General features: G+C 64.4%; 14 protein-coding genes. 12 read left to right on the forward strand and 2 right to left on the reverse strand.

Going from position 1 to position 16,801, the window contains the following annotated elements; genetic code table 11:
* Positions 1-10 precede the first annotated feature (10 nt).
* From E1N52_RS05150 to E1N52_RS05195, 10 genes are all read left to right on the forward strand, one after another.
* Positions 11-1,033 (forward strand): DUF2891 domain-containing protein, encoded by a 1,023-nt coding sequence (locus E1N52_RS05150; RefSeq protein WP_133180797.1) that lies wholly within the window; start codon positions 11-13, stop codon positions 1,031-1,033.
* A gap of 171 nt (positions 1,034-1,204) precedes the next feature.
* On the forward strand, positions 1,205-1,645 hold the full coding sequence (locus E1N52_RS05155) for a CBS domain-containing protein (RefSeq protein ID WP_133180799.1): 441 nt from the start codon (positions 1,205-1,207) through the stop codon (positions 1,643-1,645).
* A 239-nt stretch (positions 1,646-1,884) separates the two neighbouring features.
* Complete coding sequence (locus E1N52_RS05160) at positions 1,885-3,450, forward strand: methyl-accepting chemotaxis protein (RefSeq protein ID WP_133180801.1); 1,566 nt, start codon at positions 1,885-1,887, stop codon at positions 3,448-3,450.
* Between the two features lie 67 nt (positions 3,451-3,517).
* Positions 3,518-3,916, forward strand: coding sequence for a VOC family protein (locus E1N52_RS05165; protein ID WP_133180803.1), 399 nt, complete (start codon positions 3,518-3,520; stop codon positions 3,914-3,916).
* A 35-nt stretch (positions 3,917-3,951) separates the two neighbouring features.
* Positions 3,952-4,206, forward strand: coding sequence for a hypothetical protein (locus E1N52_RS05170; protein WP_133180805.1), 255 nt, complete (start codon positions 3,952-3,954; stop codon positions 4,204-4,206).
* 56 nt (positions 4,207-4,262) lie between these two features.
* Positions 4,263-4,709, forward strand: a complete 447-nt coding sequence (locus E1N52_RS05175; RefSeq protein ID WP_133180807.1) for a lipocalin-like domain-containing protein — start codon at positions 4,263-4,265, stop codon at positions 4,707-4,709.
* 244 nt (positions 4,710-4,953) lie between these two features.
* Entirely contained in the window at positions 4,954-6,219 is a 1,266-nt protein-coding gene (locus tag E1N52_RS05180; RefSeq protein ID WP_133181200.1) for an ABC transporter substrate-binding protein, read from the forward strand.
* Between the two features lie 93 nt (positions 6,220-6,312).
* Positions 6,313-7,188: a branched-chain amino acid ABC transporter permease gene (locus E1N52_RS05185; RefSeq protein WP_133180809.1), complete on the forward strand. Its 876-nt coding sequence runs from the start codon at positions 6,313-6,315 to the stop codon at positions 7,186-7,188.
* 23 nt (positions 7,189-7,211) lie between these two features.
* On the forward strand, positions 7,212-8,138 hold the full coding sequence (locus E1N52_RS05190; RefSeq protein WP_133180811.1) for a branched-chain amino acid ABC transporter permease: 927 nt from the start codon (positions 7,212-7,214) through the stop codon (positions 8,136-8,138).
* Positions 8,135-9,655 (forward strand): ATP-binding cassette domain-containing protein, encoded by a 1,521-nt coding sequence (locus E1N52_RS05195; protein WP_133180813.1) that lies wholly within the window; start codon positions 8,135-8,137, stop codon positions 9,653-9,655. Before E1N52_RS05190 ends, E1N52_RS05195 begins: the two co-directional genes overlap by 4 nt.
* 31 nt (positions 9,656-9,686) lie before the next feature.
* Here the strand turns inward: E1N52_RS05195 and E1N52_RS05200 are convergent, their stop codons facing one another.
* On the reverse strand, positions 9,687-11,429 hold the full coding sequence (locus E1N52_RS05200) for a Na/Pi cotransporter family protein (RefSeq protein WP_133180815.1): 1,743 nt from the start codon (positions 11,427-11,429) through the stop codon (positions 9,687-9,689).
* 39 nt (positions 11,430-11,468) lie between these two features.
* The gene (locus tag E1N52_RS05205) at positions 11,469-14,243 is read right to left on the reverse strand and encodes an HAD-IC family P-type ATPase (RefSeq protein ID WP_133180817.1); all 2,775 of its coding nucleotides are present in this window, start codon (positions 14,241-14,243) and stop codon (positions 11,469-11,471) included.
* Between the two features lie 153 nt (positions 14,244-14,396).
* Between E1N52_RS05205 and E1N52_RS05210 the strand changes: the two genes are divergently transcribed.
* Entirely contained in the window at positions 14,397-15,305 is a 909-nt protein-coding gene (locus E1N52_RS05210; protein ID WP_133180819.1) for a LysR substrate-binding domain-containing protein, read from the forward strand.
* Between the two features lie 167 nt (positions 15,306-15,472).
* Positions 15,473-16,780, forward strand: coding sequence for an MFS transporter (locus tag E1N52_RS05215; RefSeq protein WP_133180821.1), 1,308 nt, complete (start codon positions 15,473-15,475; stop codon positions 16,778-16,780).
* The last annotated feature ends 21 nt before the right edge of the window (positions 16,781-16,801 follow it).

Consider the following 16,801-nt stretch of genomic DNA (forward strand, 5'->3'; position numbering starts at 1 on the left):
TGAGATCACGATGACCACACACCTCACCGCCGCCCATGCCTCGAAGTTCGCCTCGCTCGCGCTTGCCCACCTCACGCGCGAGTATCCGAACAAGCTGACCCATTCGCTCGAAGGCCCGCAGGACGTGCAGGGCCCGCGCGCGCTGCACCCGGTCTTTTACGGCAGCTACGACTGGCATTCGTGCGTGCACGGCTACTGGCTCGTGCTGCATCTGCTGGAACGCTTTCCCGACCTGCCCGAGGGGCCGCAGATCGTCGCCGTGGTCGACGAGCACTTCACGCCGGAAAAGATGGCCGGTGAGATGGCCTACCTCACGCTCGCGCACAACCGCGGTTTCGAGCGCCCTTATGGCTGGGCGTGGCTGCTCGCGCTCGCGGCACAGGTCGACGCGCTGGCTGAGTCGATGAAGCTGCCGCAGGCCGCGCGCTGGCAGGCGGCGCTGGCGCCGCTCACCGACTGGTTCGTCGAGCGCTTCGAGGAATTCCTGCCGAAGGCGACCTATCCGTTGCGAGTGGGCACTCACTTCAATACGGCGTTCGCGCTCACGCTCGCGCACGACTTCGCAAAAGCCACGTCGCGTCCGGTGCTGGCGACGCTGATCGAAGACACCGCCACGCGCTGGCACGCGAACGACGCGGGCTGCCAGGCGTGGGAGCCGGGCGGCGACGAATTCCTTTCGCCCGCGCTGAGCGTAGCCTTGCTGATGAGCCGCGTACTGCGCGCGCAGGATTTCGAGCCGTGGTTCACGCGCTTTTTGCCCAACCTCGCGGCACAAGAGCCGGTCACGCTCTTCACGCCGGCTACCGTGACCGACCGCAGCGACGGCAAGATCGCCCACCTCGACGGGCTGAACCTGAGCCGCGCGTGGTGTCAGCGCTCACTTGCACGCGCGCTGCCCGCGGGCGACGCACGTGTGGCCGTCCTCAACGATGCCGCGCAATTGCATCTGGCCAGCGCGCTCGACCACGTGGCCGGGGACTACATGGGCGAGCACTGGCTCGCCACCTTCGCGACGCTCGCGCTCGAAGCATGACAAAAGCATGAACCATATGGGGCGCGCCGTTCGCGCGTGCCCCGCGCCGCTTTCCAGACTGAAGATTTACGTGCCTGCGGTCGATATAACGGGCTGAAGCCCCGAGCTGCAGCCGGAATCTGCCGCGCATCGTCCGGCTCGGGACGTCGAACCCATTCAGGTCTGGAAGGTATGCAAGTAGAGAAATTCATGACGAGCCGTGTCGTCACCATTGGTTTCGACGACACGCTCGCGACCGTGCGCGAGATTTTCGCCGAAGCGAGCTTTCACCACCTGCTCGTGGTCGAAGACGGCAAGCTGCAAGGCGTCGTCTCCGATCGCGACCTGCTGCGCGCGATCAGCCCGTTCATCGACAGCGTGGTCGAATCCGCGCGCGACCTCGGCACGCTCAACAAGCGCGTGCACCAGATCATGAGCCGCAAGCCGCTCACGCTGCGTCCCGAGTCGAGCCTCTCCGACGCTGTCGCCCTATTTCTGTCCAACAAGATTTCGTGCATCCCCATCGTGGACGCAGAGTTTCGCCCCGTCGGCATCGTGAGCTGGCGCGACGTGCTGCGCTATCTCGTGCCGATGGACGAGGGCGGGGCAGACGCGGAGGACGCCGGCGCATGATGCGGATTGGATTGCGCGCATCCCACATATTGGTCTGTATTACGAAGTGTTGCTAACGGTCGTTCTTCTTTGCTGGAAACCATAAAGTTCGCAAGCTCTCCTGCCGTTGTTATGTACTGGGCGCTTAATCAGCCTGAAGGCATGGGCTGCACTGGGTAGGCGCACCGGAACATTCGATGAAAAACGACTGGGACACGCGCGGCCTCCAGAGCCGCGCGCCCCACGGAGAGAGACCAGGAATGCTTCACAAGCTGTCGATACGCGCGAGCCTGACCCTGATGATTGCCTTCTTCGGCATCGTCCTGATCGTCGGCGCCGCCACAGGACTCCTGTCGATGCGAGCAGGCAACGAGTCGCTGCGCACCATGTACACCGTCGATACACCGGCTGTGGCCGACCTCGAAGGCAGCGCCGGCCAGTTGCTGCGTCTGCGCCTTGCGCTCGCCACCAACGCATCGCTTTCCGAGCTCGGCGATCACGATGCCGCGGACGCGGTGCTCAAGCGCTTCGATCAGTACCTGAAGAACTCGAACGAGCGTCTGGACCACTATCTGTCGATTGCGAGCGGAGAAGGCGAGGCGCAGGATCTCATCGCCGACATGCAGGCCAAGCGCAACAGCTTCCTGCACGACGGCGTCGAGCCGGCACTGGCGGCGCTCAAGGCCGGCGACAAGACCGCGTTCCAGGAACTGCAGGGCCACAAGCTGCCGTCGCTCTACGGCAACTACGAAAAGGCGATGCTCGTGCTCGAGAAGCGCCAGATCGACCTCGGCGCGCAGCGCTACCAGGAAGCGCAGGACCGCTTCAATGCGGTGAGCGTCGCGGTGGGTGTGGGCATGGTGCTCTCGCTGCTGCTCGCGTGGATTGGCCGCGCGGCGCTCATGCGCGCGATCGTGCATCCTGTGGACGCGGCCATCGCGCAATTCCAGCGCATCGCTGCCGGCGACCTGAGCGGCACGGTGCAGACGACGAGCAACAACGAAATGGGCCGCCTGCAGGCCGCGCTGCGGCAAATGCAGGATGCGCTCATCAAGACGGTCAGCAGCGTGCGTGAAGGCGCGCTGTCGATCGACAAGGGCGTGAGCGAGATTGCCGCGGGCAATACGGATCTTTCGCAGCGCACCGAGGAACAAGCCGCCTCGCTCGAGGAAACGGCGGCGAGCATCGAAGAGCTGACCTCCACCGTCAAGCAGACCGCAGAAAACGCACGCCAGGCCAGCACGCTCGCAGAGGGTGCTTCCGGTCTTGCCGCGCAGGGCGGCGCGCTCTCGCGCGAAGTGGTCGGCACGATGCAGGACATCGTGGGCGACTCGCGGCGCGTGGGTGAGATCGTCGGCGTGATCGAGGCCATTGCGTTCCAGACCAACATTCTCGCGCTCAACGCGGCTGTGGAAGCGGCGCGTGCGGGCGAGGAAGGGCGCGGCTTCGCGGTGGTGGCGAGCGAAGTGCGCTCGCTTGCGCAGCGTAGCGCCGCGGCGGCCAAGGAGATCAAGGAACTGATCGAGTCGTCGACCTCGCGCGTGGAGACGGGCGCGGGCCTCGTCGAGCGCTCGGGCTCGACGATGAGCGAAATCGTCGAAGCGATCGCGCGCGTGAGTGCAATCATGAACGAGATTGCATCGGCGGCGGCAGAGCAGAGCACGGGCATCGATCAGGTCAACGTCGCCGTTGGACAGATGGACCTCGTGACGCAGCAGAACGCGGCACTCGTTGAGCAGGCAACGGCTGCTGCGTCGTCGCTCGAAAACGAAGCGCACCGGCTGAACGCCGCGGTTTCGGTTTTCCGCGTCGGCCGCGCGGGGTAACGCAAACGCTGCATGGTGTGATTCGCCGGTTATAGTCGTGCATTCACGACTGCGGAATTCCAGCACCATGCAGCTTCTCGATCACGTTTCGATCGGCGTTCCCGATCTCGACGCAGCGCGCCCCTTCTACGACGCGATCATGAATACGCTGGGCGCGCTCAAGGTCTACGACCGCCCCAACGCGCTCGGCTACGGCGAGCGTTGCGACGCAGCCGAAACGCAGTCGTCGTATCTTTCCATCTATCTGGATGCCAGCGCCATCGAGCCGAACAAGCGGCACTGGTGCTTCAAGGCCGCTTCGCGCTCGCAGGTCGATGCGTTCCATGCAGCCGGTCTCGCGGCGGGCGGCCGCTCGGATGGCGATCCAGGCTTGTGGCCGCATTATCACGCCGACTATTACGCCGCTTTTCTCATCGACCCTGCTGGAAACCGGGTCGAGGCCGTGTGCCATACTGCATCGGCCTGAAGTTGCGCCTCACGTCAGGCGCGGGAGATGGGGAAATGCCGGGCACTGGCAAATACTGGTTTCGAGCCAAACGCTATGGCTGGGGCTGGGGACTTCCGCTCACCTGGCAGGGGTGGGTGGTGCTCGTGGCGTATGTCTTGTCGATTGCCTTGAGCGCGGTATTTTTTGAACCGCATGGGCACCCGTTCGCGTTTGCGGTGCTCGTGATACTCGCCACGCTCGCGCTTTCGGCGGTGTGCTGGCTCAAGGGCGAGCCCCCGCGCTGGCGCTGGGGCAAGGACCACGAGTAAGCGTCTCGTCTCCTGAGGCGTAGCGTGCTGCTTAAGTTGTCCTGAAGGGGAACACCATGGCGCGAGCAAAGCAAACCGGCAGCGCCGCGCTGCTTGGCACATGGAAGCTGCAATCGTTCACGACCGAAGACCTGGTCACCGGAGAGAAGACCGATTTGTTCGGCGCTCATCCTTGTGGCTATCTCAACTACGGCGCCGACAAGCGGATGTACGCGATTCTTCTCGAGGAGAACCGCACCGCGCCAGCCGATCTCGTGCCAACCGATGCGGAGCGCATCGCGCTTTTCAATGGCTCGTGCGCCTATGCGGGAACGTGGAGCATCGAGGGCGACCTGGTGAGCCACCACGTCGACGCATCGTGGAACGAATCATGGACGGGGACGATTCAGTTGCGCCGTTTCAGAATCGACGGCAAATACCTGCACATCACGACGCTGCCCGCCCGCAACCCGGTGACGGGTAAAGAATGCATTTCCGAACTGGTGTGGGTGAAGGTCGAATAGACGACACCGTTCAGCGAGCGCGAACGTGCGCGAGGTGCTGCGCGTAGCGTTCGCAGCCGCGCGGGCAAGCGCGTTTTCTTGCCGCTTTGCACCATGAAATCAGCACGTTATCCGTATGTTACCTGTCATCGTTTGTACCGATTGAGCGCGTAAAGGCTGGTGATACTGTTGGGGGCACATTCTTCAAAGCAGCTTTGAAGCGGGCAGATGTTCCTCAACGATCCTGGCGAATCGGAGATGCATGATGTCCTGTAACGGCGTGTGGCGAAACCTTCATCGCGTAGCGGCAACGGGTATGGTGGCGGCAGGGCTGGGCCTCGCGGCCGGCGCGCATGCCGCGGGGGAGCCGATCAAGATCGGCGTGATCAGCGAGGAGTCCGCAGTGGCGGGCGCTTCGATCAGCAAGGCGGCACAGCTCGCCGCGGACGAGATCAACGCGAGCGGCGGCGTGGATGGCCGGCCAATCCAGATCATCGCGTACGACGACCACTCGTCGGCCTCGGACGGCGTGCGCGCGTTCCAGCGCGCCGCGACCCAGGACAAGGTGGTCGCTGTGATCGGCAGCTATATCAGCGAAGTGGCGCTCGCCATGGAGCCCTGGTCGGCACGGCTGAAAATGCCGTTTATTACGCCGGGCGCCGCGAGCAACGATATTTCGAAGCACGTTCACGACGACTACGACCACTACAAATACACGTTCCACGGCTGGATGACGTCGGCATTCATCGCGCAGTCGATCTGCGATTTTTCGCACGATATTCTCGTCGACCAGTTCAAGATGAAGTCGACGGTCGTGATGAGCGAGGACGCGGCATGGACCAAGCCGCTCGACGAGCGCTTCATGGAATGCCTGCCCAAGGCCGGCCTCCAGGTGCTCGACCACATCCGCTTCAATCCCGATACTTCGGACTTCACACCAATTTTCAACCAGATCGAGGCTAAACACCCCGATACGATCACCACGGGCATCAGCCACGTGGGCGTGCAGCCGACGGTGCAATGGCACGATCAGCAGGTGCCGATCCCGATGTCGGGCCAAAGCTCGCAGGCCACGACCACGAGCTTCTGGAAGGACACGAACGGCGCGACGGAGGGCGTGATCACGGCTTCCGCCGCGGCGCCGGGCGTGGCGATCACACCGAAGACGGTGCCCTTCGCGGATGCGTATCAGAAGAAGTTCGGCGTATCGCCCGCGTATTGCGGCTTCTCGACCTATGACCTCGTGTACATCCTCGCGGATGCGATCAAGCGCAACAAGGGTTCGACCGATCCGGACCAGATGGTCGCCGCGCTCGAGAAGACGGATTACGTAGGCACGATCGGGCGCTGGCAGTTCTACGGCAAGAACGACCAGTTCACGCACGCGCTCAAGTACGGCCCGGGCTACATCACCGGCATCAACCTGCAGTGGCAGGACGGCAAGCAGATCGCGATCTGGCCCAAGTCCGTTGCGAACGGCAAGGTCAAGTTCCCGACCTTCATCAAGCTCCAGCAGGCTAGCGCAAACTAGCTTCGCGTAGTGCGTCGCGCCGTGCGGCCCTTCGTCTGACGATGGGCCGCACGGCGCATGTTGCGACACGCCAATCCACCTGAAAGGCCGGGCATGCTGCTCTTGCAGATCCTCATCGACGGCTTTGCCATCAGCTCGCTCTATGCACTGGGCGCCATCGGCTTCACGCTGATTTTCGGCGTCTCCGGCATATTGAATCTCGCGCACGGCGGCGTGATGCTCGTCGCGGCGCTGATGGGCTGGATGCTCGCGGGCGAAGCGGGTCTCGGCACCTATCTCGGCACGCTGCTTGGCGTGGTCGCCGGTCTCATCGCGGCCTACGTCACCTACCTGATGGTGGTGCGGCCTATCCAGCGTTCCGCCGCGATTCCGGCCGAAGAGAAGGAAATCTTCGTGCTCACCGGCACCTTGCTGTGGGGCATCATGATCCAGCAGGGCATGGCCTGGCTCTTCACCGACAACCCGGTGACGATGCGCCCGCTCATCAGCGGCGTGGCGATGATCGGCAGCGTGCGTGTGCCCTTCAACGAGATCATGATCGCCGTGGTCTGCTGGGCCGTGATCGGTCTCCTGTGGCTCTTCGTGAATCGCACGCGCGCGGGCAAGGCGCTGCTCGCCGCCTCGATGAATCCGCGCGGCCTCACGCTGCTCGGCTTCGAACTCTCGCGCATCTATCTGCTTGCGTGGACCATCTATGGCGTGCTGGCGGGCATTGCTGGCGTGCTGCTGGCGTCGTTCCTCGGCGTGAGTACGAACAATGCCGGGCAGCTCACGGCGAGCGCGTTCTCCATCGTTGTGCTGGGCGGACTTGGCAGCGTTTCCGGGTCGTTGATGGCCGCGTATGTGGTCGGCTATCTGGAGACCGTCACCGCGTATCTCGTTGCGCCGACGCTGCGGCCGCTGCCCGCGCTGTTGCTGCTGGTGCTCGTCGTGTATGTGCGGCCCCAGGGCTTCCTGGGCCGTCGCTAACCGAGCGAAGGGAGCACATCGACATGTCCGGTCTTCTTCGTTCGCGTGGGGTATGGGTGGCGGTGTTGCTCGCCGTCGCGGCGGCCACGCTGCCCTGGTGGATGTCGGGCTATATCCTCGGCGTGCTCACGGTCGCGTATTACTTCGGCGTATTCGCGATGTCGTGGGATCTGCTGTTCGGCTTTGCCGGCGAGGTGAATTTCGGCCCGACGTTCCTGATCGGCCTCGGCGCGTATTCAGCGGCGATCATCGACGCCCATTGGGGGCTGCCGATTCCCGTTTGCGTGATCGCGGGCGGCCTCGTCGCGCTGGTGGGCGGCCTGCTGCTAGCGGTGCCCGCGTTGCGGCTGCGCGGCCCGTACTTCGGCCTCGTCACGCTCGTGGCCGTACTGCTGCTGCAGAACGCCATTGTGATCTTCGCGGGCGTGACGGGCGGCGAGATCGGCATGATGGTGCCCGACGTGATGTCCGTCGACGCCAACCACAACTACTGGATCGCGCTGGCGTTTCTGGTGATTTGCGCGATCCTGCTGTTCGGCCTCTCGCGCTCGGCAATCGGCCTCATCTTGCAGGCGAGCGGCCAGGACGCCACCGGCGCGCAGGCGCTGGGCTTCAACGTCACGCGGCACAAGCTCGTGGCCTTTTGCATCAGCGCTGTGTTTTCGGGCGTGGCGGGCGCGATGCTCGTGTTCTATCAAGGCACGGCTTCGGTGAGCACGGTGGTGGACTTGAGCGTAGGGGTGCAGATCATCATCGCGGCTGTGCTCGGCGGGCGCCGCACGATACTCGGCGCCGTGCTCGGGTCGATCTTCCTGATCGTGGCCGGCGAGTTTCTGCGTCCGCTCGGCCAGCTCAACACGTTCGTCGTCGCGGCCGTCGCGCTCGCGGCGCTGCTGTTCTTTCCGGACGGCCTGCTGGGCAATTTGCTGCGTGCGAGGGAACGCCAATGAACGACACGCCGCTGCTCTCAGTACGCGGGCTGACCAAGCGCTTTGGCGGTCTCGTCGCGGTGAAGGACATCGGCTTCGACATCCGGCCCGGCGAGATTCTGGGCCTGATCGGACCCAACGGGTCCGGCAAGTCGACCGTGATGAAGCTCATTATGGGCATCGAGCGGCCCAACGCGGGCTCGGTCAAGGTCGACGGCGTGGAGATGGCCGGCTGGGCGCCGCACCGCATTGCGCGCGCCGGTGTGGGCATCGTGTTCCAGCATTCGCGCCCGCTGCATCGGCAAACGGTGCTGGAGCACATCAAGCTTGCGCTGCTGCCGGACTCGCTCGTCAAGCTTGCGGCAGAGCCGCATGTGCATCAGCGCGCGCAGGAGATTGCCGCGCGCGTGGGTCTGGCCGCCGTCATGCACCGGCACCCTGCCACGCTGCCGTTCGCCGACCTGCGCCGCATGGAGATGGCGAAGGCGATTGCACGCGACCCGCAGGTCGTGCTCGTCGACGAGCCCTTCGCAGGACTCACGGTTGCGGAATCGGAGGCATTCTCCGAGCTGATTCGCGGTTTTCGCGCGGAGGGCCGCGCGGTGCTGCTGGTCGATCACAACGTCAAGAGTCTTTCAGCGCTTGCCGACCGCGTGCTCGCCATGTACCTTGGCGAGCACGTTGCCGAAGGCACGGCGGAAGAGGTGATGCAAAACGAAACCGTGCGCCGCGTGTATCTGGGCAGCAAGCTGGAGTTGCGTCAGCGCTCGAGTGTCGCGGGCGAGGCGAAGCGCGCCATCCTCGAGGTATCGGACTTGCGCGTGCTGTACGGCAAGGCATGCGCGCTCGACGGCGTGAGCCTCAACGTGCGCGAGGGCGAGTTCGTATCGGTGGTTGGCCTCAACGGCGCGGGCAAGACCACGCTCTTCAACGCGCTCTCGGGCCTGCTGCCGTACAAGGGGACGATCCGCTTCGACGGGCGCGATCTGAAGGGCATGAGCGGGGCGGCCGTCTCGCGCGCGGGCCTCGTGCAATGCCCGGAAACGCGCGAGCTGTTCGGCGACATGACGGTGCGCGAGAATCTCGAACTAGGCGGCTATCATCTATCGGACGAGGTGCGCAAAAAGCAGCTCACGTGGCTCTTCGACCTCTTTCCGATCCTCAAGTCGCGCCAAGGCCAAACCGCGCGCACGCTATCGGGCGGCGAGCAGCAAATGCTGGCCATTGGGCGTGCGCTCATGCCCCAGCCCAAGCTGCTGATACTCGACGAACCGACGCTCGGGCTCGCGCCCGTGATTCTCGAGCAACTGTCGAAGGCGCTCGATGCGCTGCAGCAGTCGACGCCCATTACGGTGCTGCTGGGCGAGCAGAACGTTCGCTTCGCCCTGCCACACGCGGACCGCGTTTATGTGCTGGAGCATGCGCGCATCGTCTGGGAAGGGAGCGCTTCGCGCTTCGAGACGGAGATGGGGCGCGGCTTTCTCGAAGCGGTGCCCACGACCGTTCCTCATGCACTGACCTCGGGTGTAACGCGTTGACGGCCACGCGCAGCACGCGCGTGCCGTGTCTTCATGCCTGAGCTTCTGCCTCGGTCTCGGCCACGTCCTCTGTGCTCTCAGGTTCCAGCACTTTCACGTCGTGAAGCCACCGTGTGGCCTTGGCGATGGCGCGGGAAAGCCGCGCGACCTCGTTCAACTGCTCGATCACGTCGTTGGCGAAGCGGAAAAGGAACGCCGCGCCCTCGTTGCGCAACTGCAGCGCGGACATGATCTGCTGGCGCGCCGAGTCGGACTGCGCTTCGATTTCCGGCTTGGCGTTGACGATGCGAGTCACCACGTCGGCCTCGGGGTGCGCGATCATCTGCACGGCAAGCGTGAAATACTCGATGACGGACCTGGCAAATTGCACCAGCTCGGGGTTGCTCGCCAACAGGGTCACGTCCGCGCTTTGCGCGGCCCGCCTCTGGCTTAGCGCGAGCATGCTCGTGGTGGCCACTTCGCGGATGGCGTCGAGGCAGGTCGCAATCCGCGCGAGATCCACCACTTGCCGGCCTTCGTCGTCGCTTTGCACGGCGTCGGAGAGCTTGCCGATGTAGGTGAGAATGGCTGTGCTGAGCGAGTCCGCCGACTTGTCCTCGTTGGTCACCGTGGAAAGCGCCTGCGTTGAGCTTTCGACGAGGAGCATGGCGCTTTGCTCGACGACTGTCTGCACGAGCTTGCCGAGCGAAGCCAGTTCGAGTTGCACGCGGGCAATGGCGAGCGCCGGCATTTCGACCAGCGTTTCATCGAGGTAGCGCGGCACGCCTGGGTCCTGCCACCCTTCGCGGCGGGCCGGGGCCAGGCGTTCGGCGAGTTTCGCAATGGGCCCGGTGAACCATATCAGCACGAGGGTACTGAACACGCTGAACACCGTGTGTGCATTGGCCGCCTGGCGCGGCGTTTCCGCCGCGAGGCGCGCAGCGCCAGTCAGCTCGGGCGAGGAAGGCGAGATCATGCGCACGAAATCGGCGAACTGCGGAATCACAAAGGCGAAGAACAGCACACCGAGCACGTTGAAGATCAGGTGGACGATACCGACTTGCGCCGCCTCCGCCGATTTGCCGATTGAAGCGAGCAGCGCCGTGCCACAGGTGCCCACATTGGCGCCGAGTATCAGCGCAATGCCCGATTCGAGCGGAATCAGCCCCTGGCTGCCTAGCGCAATCACGATGGCGAGCGTGGCCGCCGAGCTTTGCACGACGGCCGTGAACACCGCGCCGATCACGATGCCGATGAGCGGATTGCGCATGTTCTGCATCGCGTCGATGAACGGCTGGTAATCGCGCAGGGGCCGGGTCGCGTTGCCCATCATCTCGATGCCGAGAAACAGCAGGCCGAGCCCGAGCAGTGCGCCGCCCAACTCGCGCAGCGTTTCGCGCTTCGCAAAGCCATAAAGCAGGAAGCCGCCGCCGAGCATGAACGGCGTGAGCGCGGAGATATTGAACGCGATGATCTGCGCGGTGAGCGTCGAGCCGATATTGGCGCCCATGATCATCGGGATGGACTGCATCAGCGTCATGAGCCGCGCGGAAACGAAGCCCACCAGCAGCACCGTGGTGATGGTCGATGAATTCAGGAGCGCCGTGATGCCCGCGCCCGCAAGCACGCCGCGAAACCGGTTGGCGGTGAGGGAGCCCAGCAGCGATTGCAGGCGCGCACCGGCAATCGTTTTGAGTGCCCCCGTCATGAGATCCAGCCCGAACAGGAACAGGGCGAGCCCGCCCACCAGCAATCCGGTCACCTCGACCAGGTTCAGGTTCGCACCAGGCAACATGGCATTGGGCCCTCGCTCTCGAGTCGGGACGAAACGATTCTACGCGTCATGGTACTGCCTTGTGGCCGCGCCGCGCGGTTGCGGGCTCACGGATTTTTTCAGCGCGGGTATCGAGCGAATGACGAGCTTCTCTATCTCCACCACGAGGAAGAACAGGATCGCACCCGCCACGAGCCAGAGCCAGGTCGAGAGCGGCAGGGACTCGGTATCGAACACCGCGTGAAAGGGCAGCGTATAGGTGAAAAGAATCTGCAGCACGACGACAGCACCGATGCCGTACCAGAGATACGGGTTGCCCATGTGCGCCCGCACCGATAGCGCGGAATTGAGCAGCGAGCGGCTGTTGAGCAGATAGAAGACTTGTCCCAGCGTAATGGCGTTGACGGCGGCCGTGCGCGCCATCGAATCCGGCACGCCCTGCGACTTCATCCAGAAGAAGGCCGCGAGCGTATAGAGCACGAGCGTGGCGCCGACAAAGAGAATGCGCCACACGCCGAATGGTGTGACGATAGGACGGTCGATCGATCGCGGCGGGCGCTGCATCACATCGTTCTCGTGAGGCTCGAAGGAAATGACGAGGCCGAGCGCGACGGACGTGACCATGTTCACCCACAGCACCTGCGGTGCGGTGATCGGCAGCACGAAGCCGAACAGGATCGCGATGGCAATCACGGCGCCCTGGGCGACATTCGTGGGCAGCATGAAGAGCATGGCCTTTTCGATGTTGTTGTAGACCGTACGCCCTTCCTTCACCGCCGCCGAGATCGAGGCGAAATTGTCGTCGGCGAGGATCATGCCCGCGGCTTCCTTCGTGACTTCCGTGCCCTTGATGCCCATCGCCACGCCGATGTCGGCCTTCTTGAGCGCGGGGGCATCGTTCACGCCGTCGCCCGTCATGGCAACCACCTGGCGGTTGGCCTGGATCGCCTTCACGAGCCGCAGCTTGTGCTCGGGGCTCGCGCGCGCGAACACATCCACGTCGCGCACGCATTCCTGCAGCGCGGCGTCGTTCATCGCCTCGATCTCGGTGCCGGCCACGGCCGTCTTGCCGTCTCCGATGCCGAGCATGCCCGCAATCGCGGCGGCCGTGACCTTGTGGTCGCCCGTGATCATCGTCACGCGGATACCGCCGCCGTGGCATTCGCGCACCGCATCGATCGCCTCCTTGCGCGGTGGGTCCATGAGGCCCACGAGACCGAGCAGCACGAGCGTCTTCGGCAGGTCCCCGGGGCCCAGGTTGCCCACTTCGAGGCCGGGCTCGGGCAGCCAGGCGAGCGCCAGCACGCGTTCGCCCTGCGAGGCGAGCCGCTCGCCTTCGCGCGCAAAGCGCTCGCGGTCGAGCGGCGCGGGGCCGCTTGCCGTTTGCTGGCGGTCGCAATTTTCGATGATCACTTCCGGCGCGCCCTTCACAAGCAGCATCTCGCCTTGCGCCGAGCGGTTCAGCGTAGCCATGAACTTGTGCTCGGACTCGAAGGGAATGCCGTCGATGCGGGGCGCGGCGGCGGCCTCCGCAGCGCGGTCCATGCCGAGCTTGCCGGCGAACGGGTAGAGCGCGCCCTCGGTCGGGTCGCCTTCCACTTTCCATTTGCCATCTTCTTCGAAGAGGCCGGCGTCATTGCACAGGATGGATACGCGGCCCATCAGCGTGAGGACTTCCGGCGCGGCGGCGCCGAGCGCCTTGCCGCCCGCGCGGACGTCGCCTTCGGGGGCGTAGCCGTCGCCGGTCACTTCATAGGGCGCGTCCGCCGTCACGACGGACGTCACCATCATCTCCATGAGGGTGAGCGTGCCGGTCTTGTCCGAGCAGATGCGCGAGACGGAACCCAGTGTTTCGACTGCGGGCAGGCGGCGGATGATGGCGTTGCGCTTCGCCATGCGCTGCACGCCAATGGCGAGCGTGATGGTAATGAGCGCCGGCAGGCCTTCCGGGATCACCGAGACCGCGATGCCCACCACGGCCTGGAACAACTGGATGAAGGTCATGTGGCCGAGCCAGTGGCCCCATGCGAAGAGCAGCACGCTGATGATGCCGATGGCGATCGTGATGACGTATCCAAACTTCTTGATCTGGCGTAGCAGCGGCGTTTCCAGCGCGCTGACTTCGGCCAGCATCTGGTTGATGCGGCCAAGCTCCGTCTGGCTGCCCGTCGCCACGACGATGCCGGTTGCGCGGCCCGAGAGGACCATCGTGCCGGAGAAGGCCATATTCTCGCGGTCGCCCACGGTGGCTTGCGCCGGCACCGCGCCGGTGTTCTTCTCCGCAGGCACGGATTCGCCCGTGAGCGCCGCCTCTTCCGTGCGCAGGTTCCGCGCCTCGACGAGGCGGACGTCGGCGGGGATCTTGTCGCCCGATTCCAGCAGCACGATGTCGCCGGGCACGACCTCGTCGGCGGGGACGAGGCGCACCTCGCCGGCGCGCAGCACGCGCGCTTCCGCGGAGAGCATGTTGCGAATCGAGTCGAGCGCTTTCTCGGCACGCCCTTCCTGCAGGAAGCCGAGCAGTGAATTGAGGATGACCACCGCGAAGATGATGGACGCGTCGAGCCACAGACTCAGCATCAGCTTGATGAAGCCCGCCGCGAGCAGCACGTAGATGAGCACGTTGTTGAACTGGGCAAGGAACCGCACGAACGGGCCGCTTTTCTTGCCCTGGGGCAGGACGTTGCGCCCATAGGTGCCGAGGCGCTGCGCGGCCTCGGCCACATCGAGCCCTTGCGACGGGTTCACGTTGAGCTGGCGCTCGATCTCGTCAGCGGGCATGGCGTGCCACTGCACCGCGCCCGCACCTGTTGCCGCATTCTCGGCAGAACTCATCTTCGCCCCCTTGGTTGCGCAGAGATTCAACGCAATAGTAAGTTTTTTTCGCAACAGGCACGCGCAACCTGGTGCGCGTGCAGTTTTTGTTTGGAGCCGCCGCGGCGGGATGTATGGCAACATCTTTCTGCCACGACCCGCCCGAGTCATTCCATGCGCATCACGCCTCTGCCTCCGCTGCCCTGCCTCGTCGCGTTCGAAGCCGCCGTGCGTCACGCCAGCTTCACGCGCGCGGCCGCCGAACTGCACCTCACGCAAAGCGCGATCAGCCGCCAGATCCTGCAACTCGAAACGTTTCTCGGCCGCTCGCTGTTCGTGCGCGAGCACCGCTCGCTGCGCCTCACGATAGCGGGCGAACAGTATGCGGCGCAGGTGCAACGGCTTCTCACGCAATGTGCCGAAGCCACCTTCGACGTGATGAAGCACTACGGCGACCTCGAACTGACCATTGCGTGCTCGTCGGGCGTGGCGGTGCTCTGGCTCACGCCGCGTCTGCCTGCATTCCGCGAGGCGCATCCCAACGTCAAACTGCGCCTGATCGTGCGTGACGGGCTCGCTACGATGTCGCCCGCGGAATTCGACGTTGGCGTCTATTACGTGCGCCAGCAGGCGCCCGCGCAATTCACCGCGCGCCGCCTCTTCAACGAAGAGGTGTTTCCCGTCTGCTCGCCCGGCTATCTCGCGGGACGCGCGCTCGCGCCTGCCGATCTGGCGGCCGAAACGCTGCTGCTCCTCGAAGACGGCCAGCGTCAGTGGATGTCGTGGCCCGAATGGTTCGACCTGAACGGCGTGACGATGCCGAAGACCCCGCAGGGCATCACGATCAACCACTATCCGCAGCTCGTGCAGCTCGCCATACTCGGCCAGGGCGTAGCGCTCGGCTGGCGTTACATGATCGACGCGTGCATTGAAGACGGTTTGCTCGTGCGTGTGGGCGAAAGCTCGGCGAGCCATGGCGGCGGCTACTACGTGATCTCGCCCAACGACCGCGCGCAGAACCAGGCAGCGCGTCTATTTACGCGCTGGCTGTTCGAGCAGGCGGAGATACAGACGGCGGCGTGACGGACTAAGCGGCGTCCAGGCGCGTGGCATGCGCTCAGCGCATGCATGCATGCGAATCTTTCGTTTCAGAAAATATTCGGGCTGTCATTAGCATGAGGAGCATGTTGGGGGCTCCGGGCGCGTAGCTGTTGGCGCGCGGCTACGATTAATCTGACAAGGAAGAGACCATGCAAGGAACGCTTTCACCTCGCGTAGCGCATGAAGCCGTCGCGACAACCGCGCAGCAGCGCCGCCGCGCGATCATCGCGACGGTATTGGGCAACGGCCTCGAATGGTTCGACTTCACGGTGTACAGCTTTTTTGCTGTGATCATCGCGAAGCTGTTCTTTCCGACCGGCAACGAACTGACCTCTGTGCTGCTCACGGTGGCGACCTTCGGTGTGGGCTTTTTCATGCGGCCCGTGGGCGGCATCGTGCTCGGTATTTATGCCGACAAGGTAGGCCGCAAAGCAGCGCTCTCGCTCACTATCCTGCTGATGGCCTTCGGCACCGCGCTCATTGGCCTTGCGCCCACCTACGAGCAAGCGGGCATTGCCGCGCCGTTGCTGATCGTGCTCGCGCGCCTGCTGCAGGGTTTCTCGGCGGGCGGCGAGATGGGCGGCGCGACCGCGTTCCTGACCGAGTACGCGCCGCCCGGCAAGCGCGCCTACTATTCGAGCTGGATCCAGTCGAGCATCGGCTTCGCGGTGCTGCTGGGCGCTGCCACGGGCACGTTCGTCACGGCGTCGCTCGATGCGCAATCGCTGCATAGCTGGGGCTGGCGGCTGCCGTTTCTGATTGGCATTCTCGTGGGCCCGGTGGGCTACTACATCCGCAGCCATATCGACGAAACGCCTGCGTTCAGCGCCGTGGAAGCACAGGCGAAAGACAATTCGCCCCTCAAGGAAGTGTTCGAGCGCTACCCGCGCGAGACCTTCGCGAGCTTCTCCATGGTCATTCTCTGGACGGTCTGTACCTATGTGCTGCTGTTCTACATGCCGACCTATTCAGTGCGCACGCTGCATCTGCCGCAATCGATGGGCTTTTCCGCGGGCATGGTGGGCGGCCTGATGATCATGTGCGGCTCGCCGATCGTGGGCAAGCTGGCGGACGCGTGGGGCCGGCGCGTGTTCCTGAGCGGCGCCGCGTTCCTGATTCTCGTGCTGGCCTGGCCCATGTTCGCGTGGATCAACCGCGCGCCCGGCTTCGCATCGCTCATCGTGTTTCAGGCCGTGTTCGGCGTGCTGATCGCCGCCTACACGGGACCGATTCTCGCTGCCTTCTCCGAGCTGTTCCCGACCAAGGTGCTCTCGACCGGCCTTTCGGTTGCCTACAACTTCGCGGTCACGATCTTCGGCGGGTTCGCGCCGTTCCTGATCACGTGGCTCATTGCGCGGACGGGCAGCAACATGGCGCCCGCGCTCTATGTGATCGTCGCGGCTGCAATCAGCCTGGCGGGCACCTTCTTCGTGACGGACATGCGGCGCGCCAACTGAACGACTCTATAAGGAATCCGT

Origin of the sequence: Paraburkholderia guartelaensis, from assembly GCF_004353905.1 — a bacterium.
GTDB classification, from domain to species: Bacteria; Pseudomonadota; Gammaproteobacteria; order Burkholderiales; family Burkholderiaceae; genus Paraburkholderia; species Paraburkholderia guartelaensis.

What these genes read in the sequence shown, in the direction of transcription:
- E1N52_RS05150 (WP_133180797.1), top strand. Translation starts at nt 11, where the DNA reads ATGACCACACACCTCACCGCCGCCCATGCCTCGAAGTTCGCCTCGCTC.
- E1N52_RS05155 (WP_133180799.1), top strand. Translation starts at nt 1,205, where the DNA reads ATGCAAGTAGAGAAATTCATGACGAGCCGTGTCGTCACCATTGGTTTC.
- E1N52_RS05160 (WP_133180801.1), top strand. Translation starts at nt 1,885, where the DNA reads ATGCTTCACAAGCTGTCGATACGCGCGAGCCTGACCCTGATGATTGCC.
- E1N52_RS05165 (WP_133180803.1), top strand. Translation starts at nt 3,518, where the DNA reads ATGCAGCTTCTCGATCACGTTTCGATCGGCGTTCCCGATCTCGACGCA.
- E1N52_RS05170 (WP_133180805.1), top strand. Translation starts at nt 3,952, where the DNA reads ATGCCGGGCACTGGCAAATACTGGTTTCGAGCCAAACGCTATGGCTGG.
- E1N52_RS05175 (WP_133180807.1), top strand. Translation starts at nt 4,263, where the DNA reads ATGGCGCGAGCAAAGCAAACCGGCAGCGCCGCGCTGCTTGGCACATGG.
- E1N52_RS05180 (WP_133181200.1), top strand. Translation starts at nt 4,954, where the DNA reads ATGTCCTGTAACGGCGTGTGGCGAAACCTTCATCGCGTAGCGGCAACG.
- E1N52_RS05185 (WP_133180809.1), top strand. Translation starts at nt 6,313, where the DNA reads ATGCTGCTCTTGCAGATCCTCATCGACGGCTTTGCCATCAGCTCGCTC.
- E1N52_RS05190 (WP_133180811.1), top strand. Translation starts at nt 7,212, where the DNA reads ATGTCCGGTCTTCTTCGTTCGCGTGGGGTATGGGTGGCGGTGTTGCTC.
- E1N52_RS05195 (WP_133180813.1), top strand. Translation starts at nt 8,135, where the DNA reads ATGAACGACACGCCGCTGCTCTCAGTACGCGGGCTGACCAAGCGCTTT.
- E1N52_RS05200 (WP_133180815.1), bottom strand. Translation starts at nt 11,429, where the DNA reads ATGTTGCCTGGTGCGAACCTGAACCTGGTCGAGGTGACCGGATTGCTG.
- E1N52_RS05205 (WP_133180817.1), bottom strand. Translation starts at nt 14,243, where the DNA reads ATGAGTTCTGCCGAGAATGCGGCAACAGGTGCGGGCGCGGTGCAGTGG.
- E1N52_RS05210 (WP_133180819.1), top strand. Translation starts at nt 14,397, where the DNA reads ATGCGCATCACGCCTCTGCCTCCGCTGCCCTGCCTCGTCGCGTTCGAA.
- E1N52_RS05215 (WP_133180821.1), top strand. Translation starts at nt 15,473, where the DNA reads ATGCAAGGAACGCTTTCACCTCGCGTAGCGCATGAAGCCGTCGCGACA.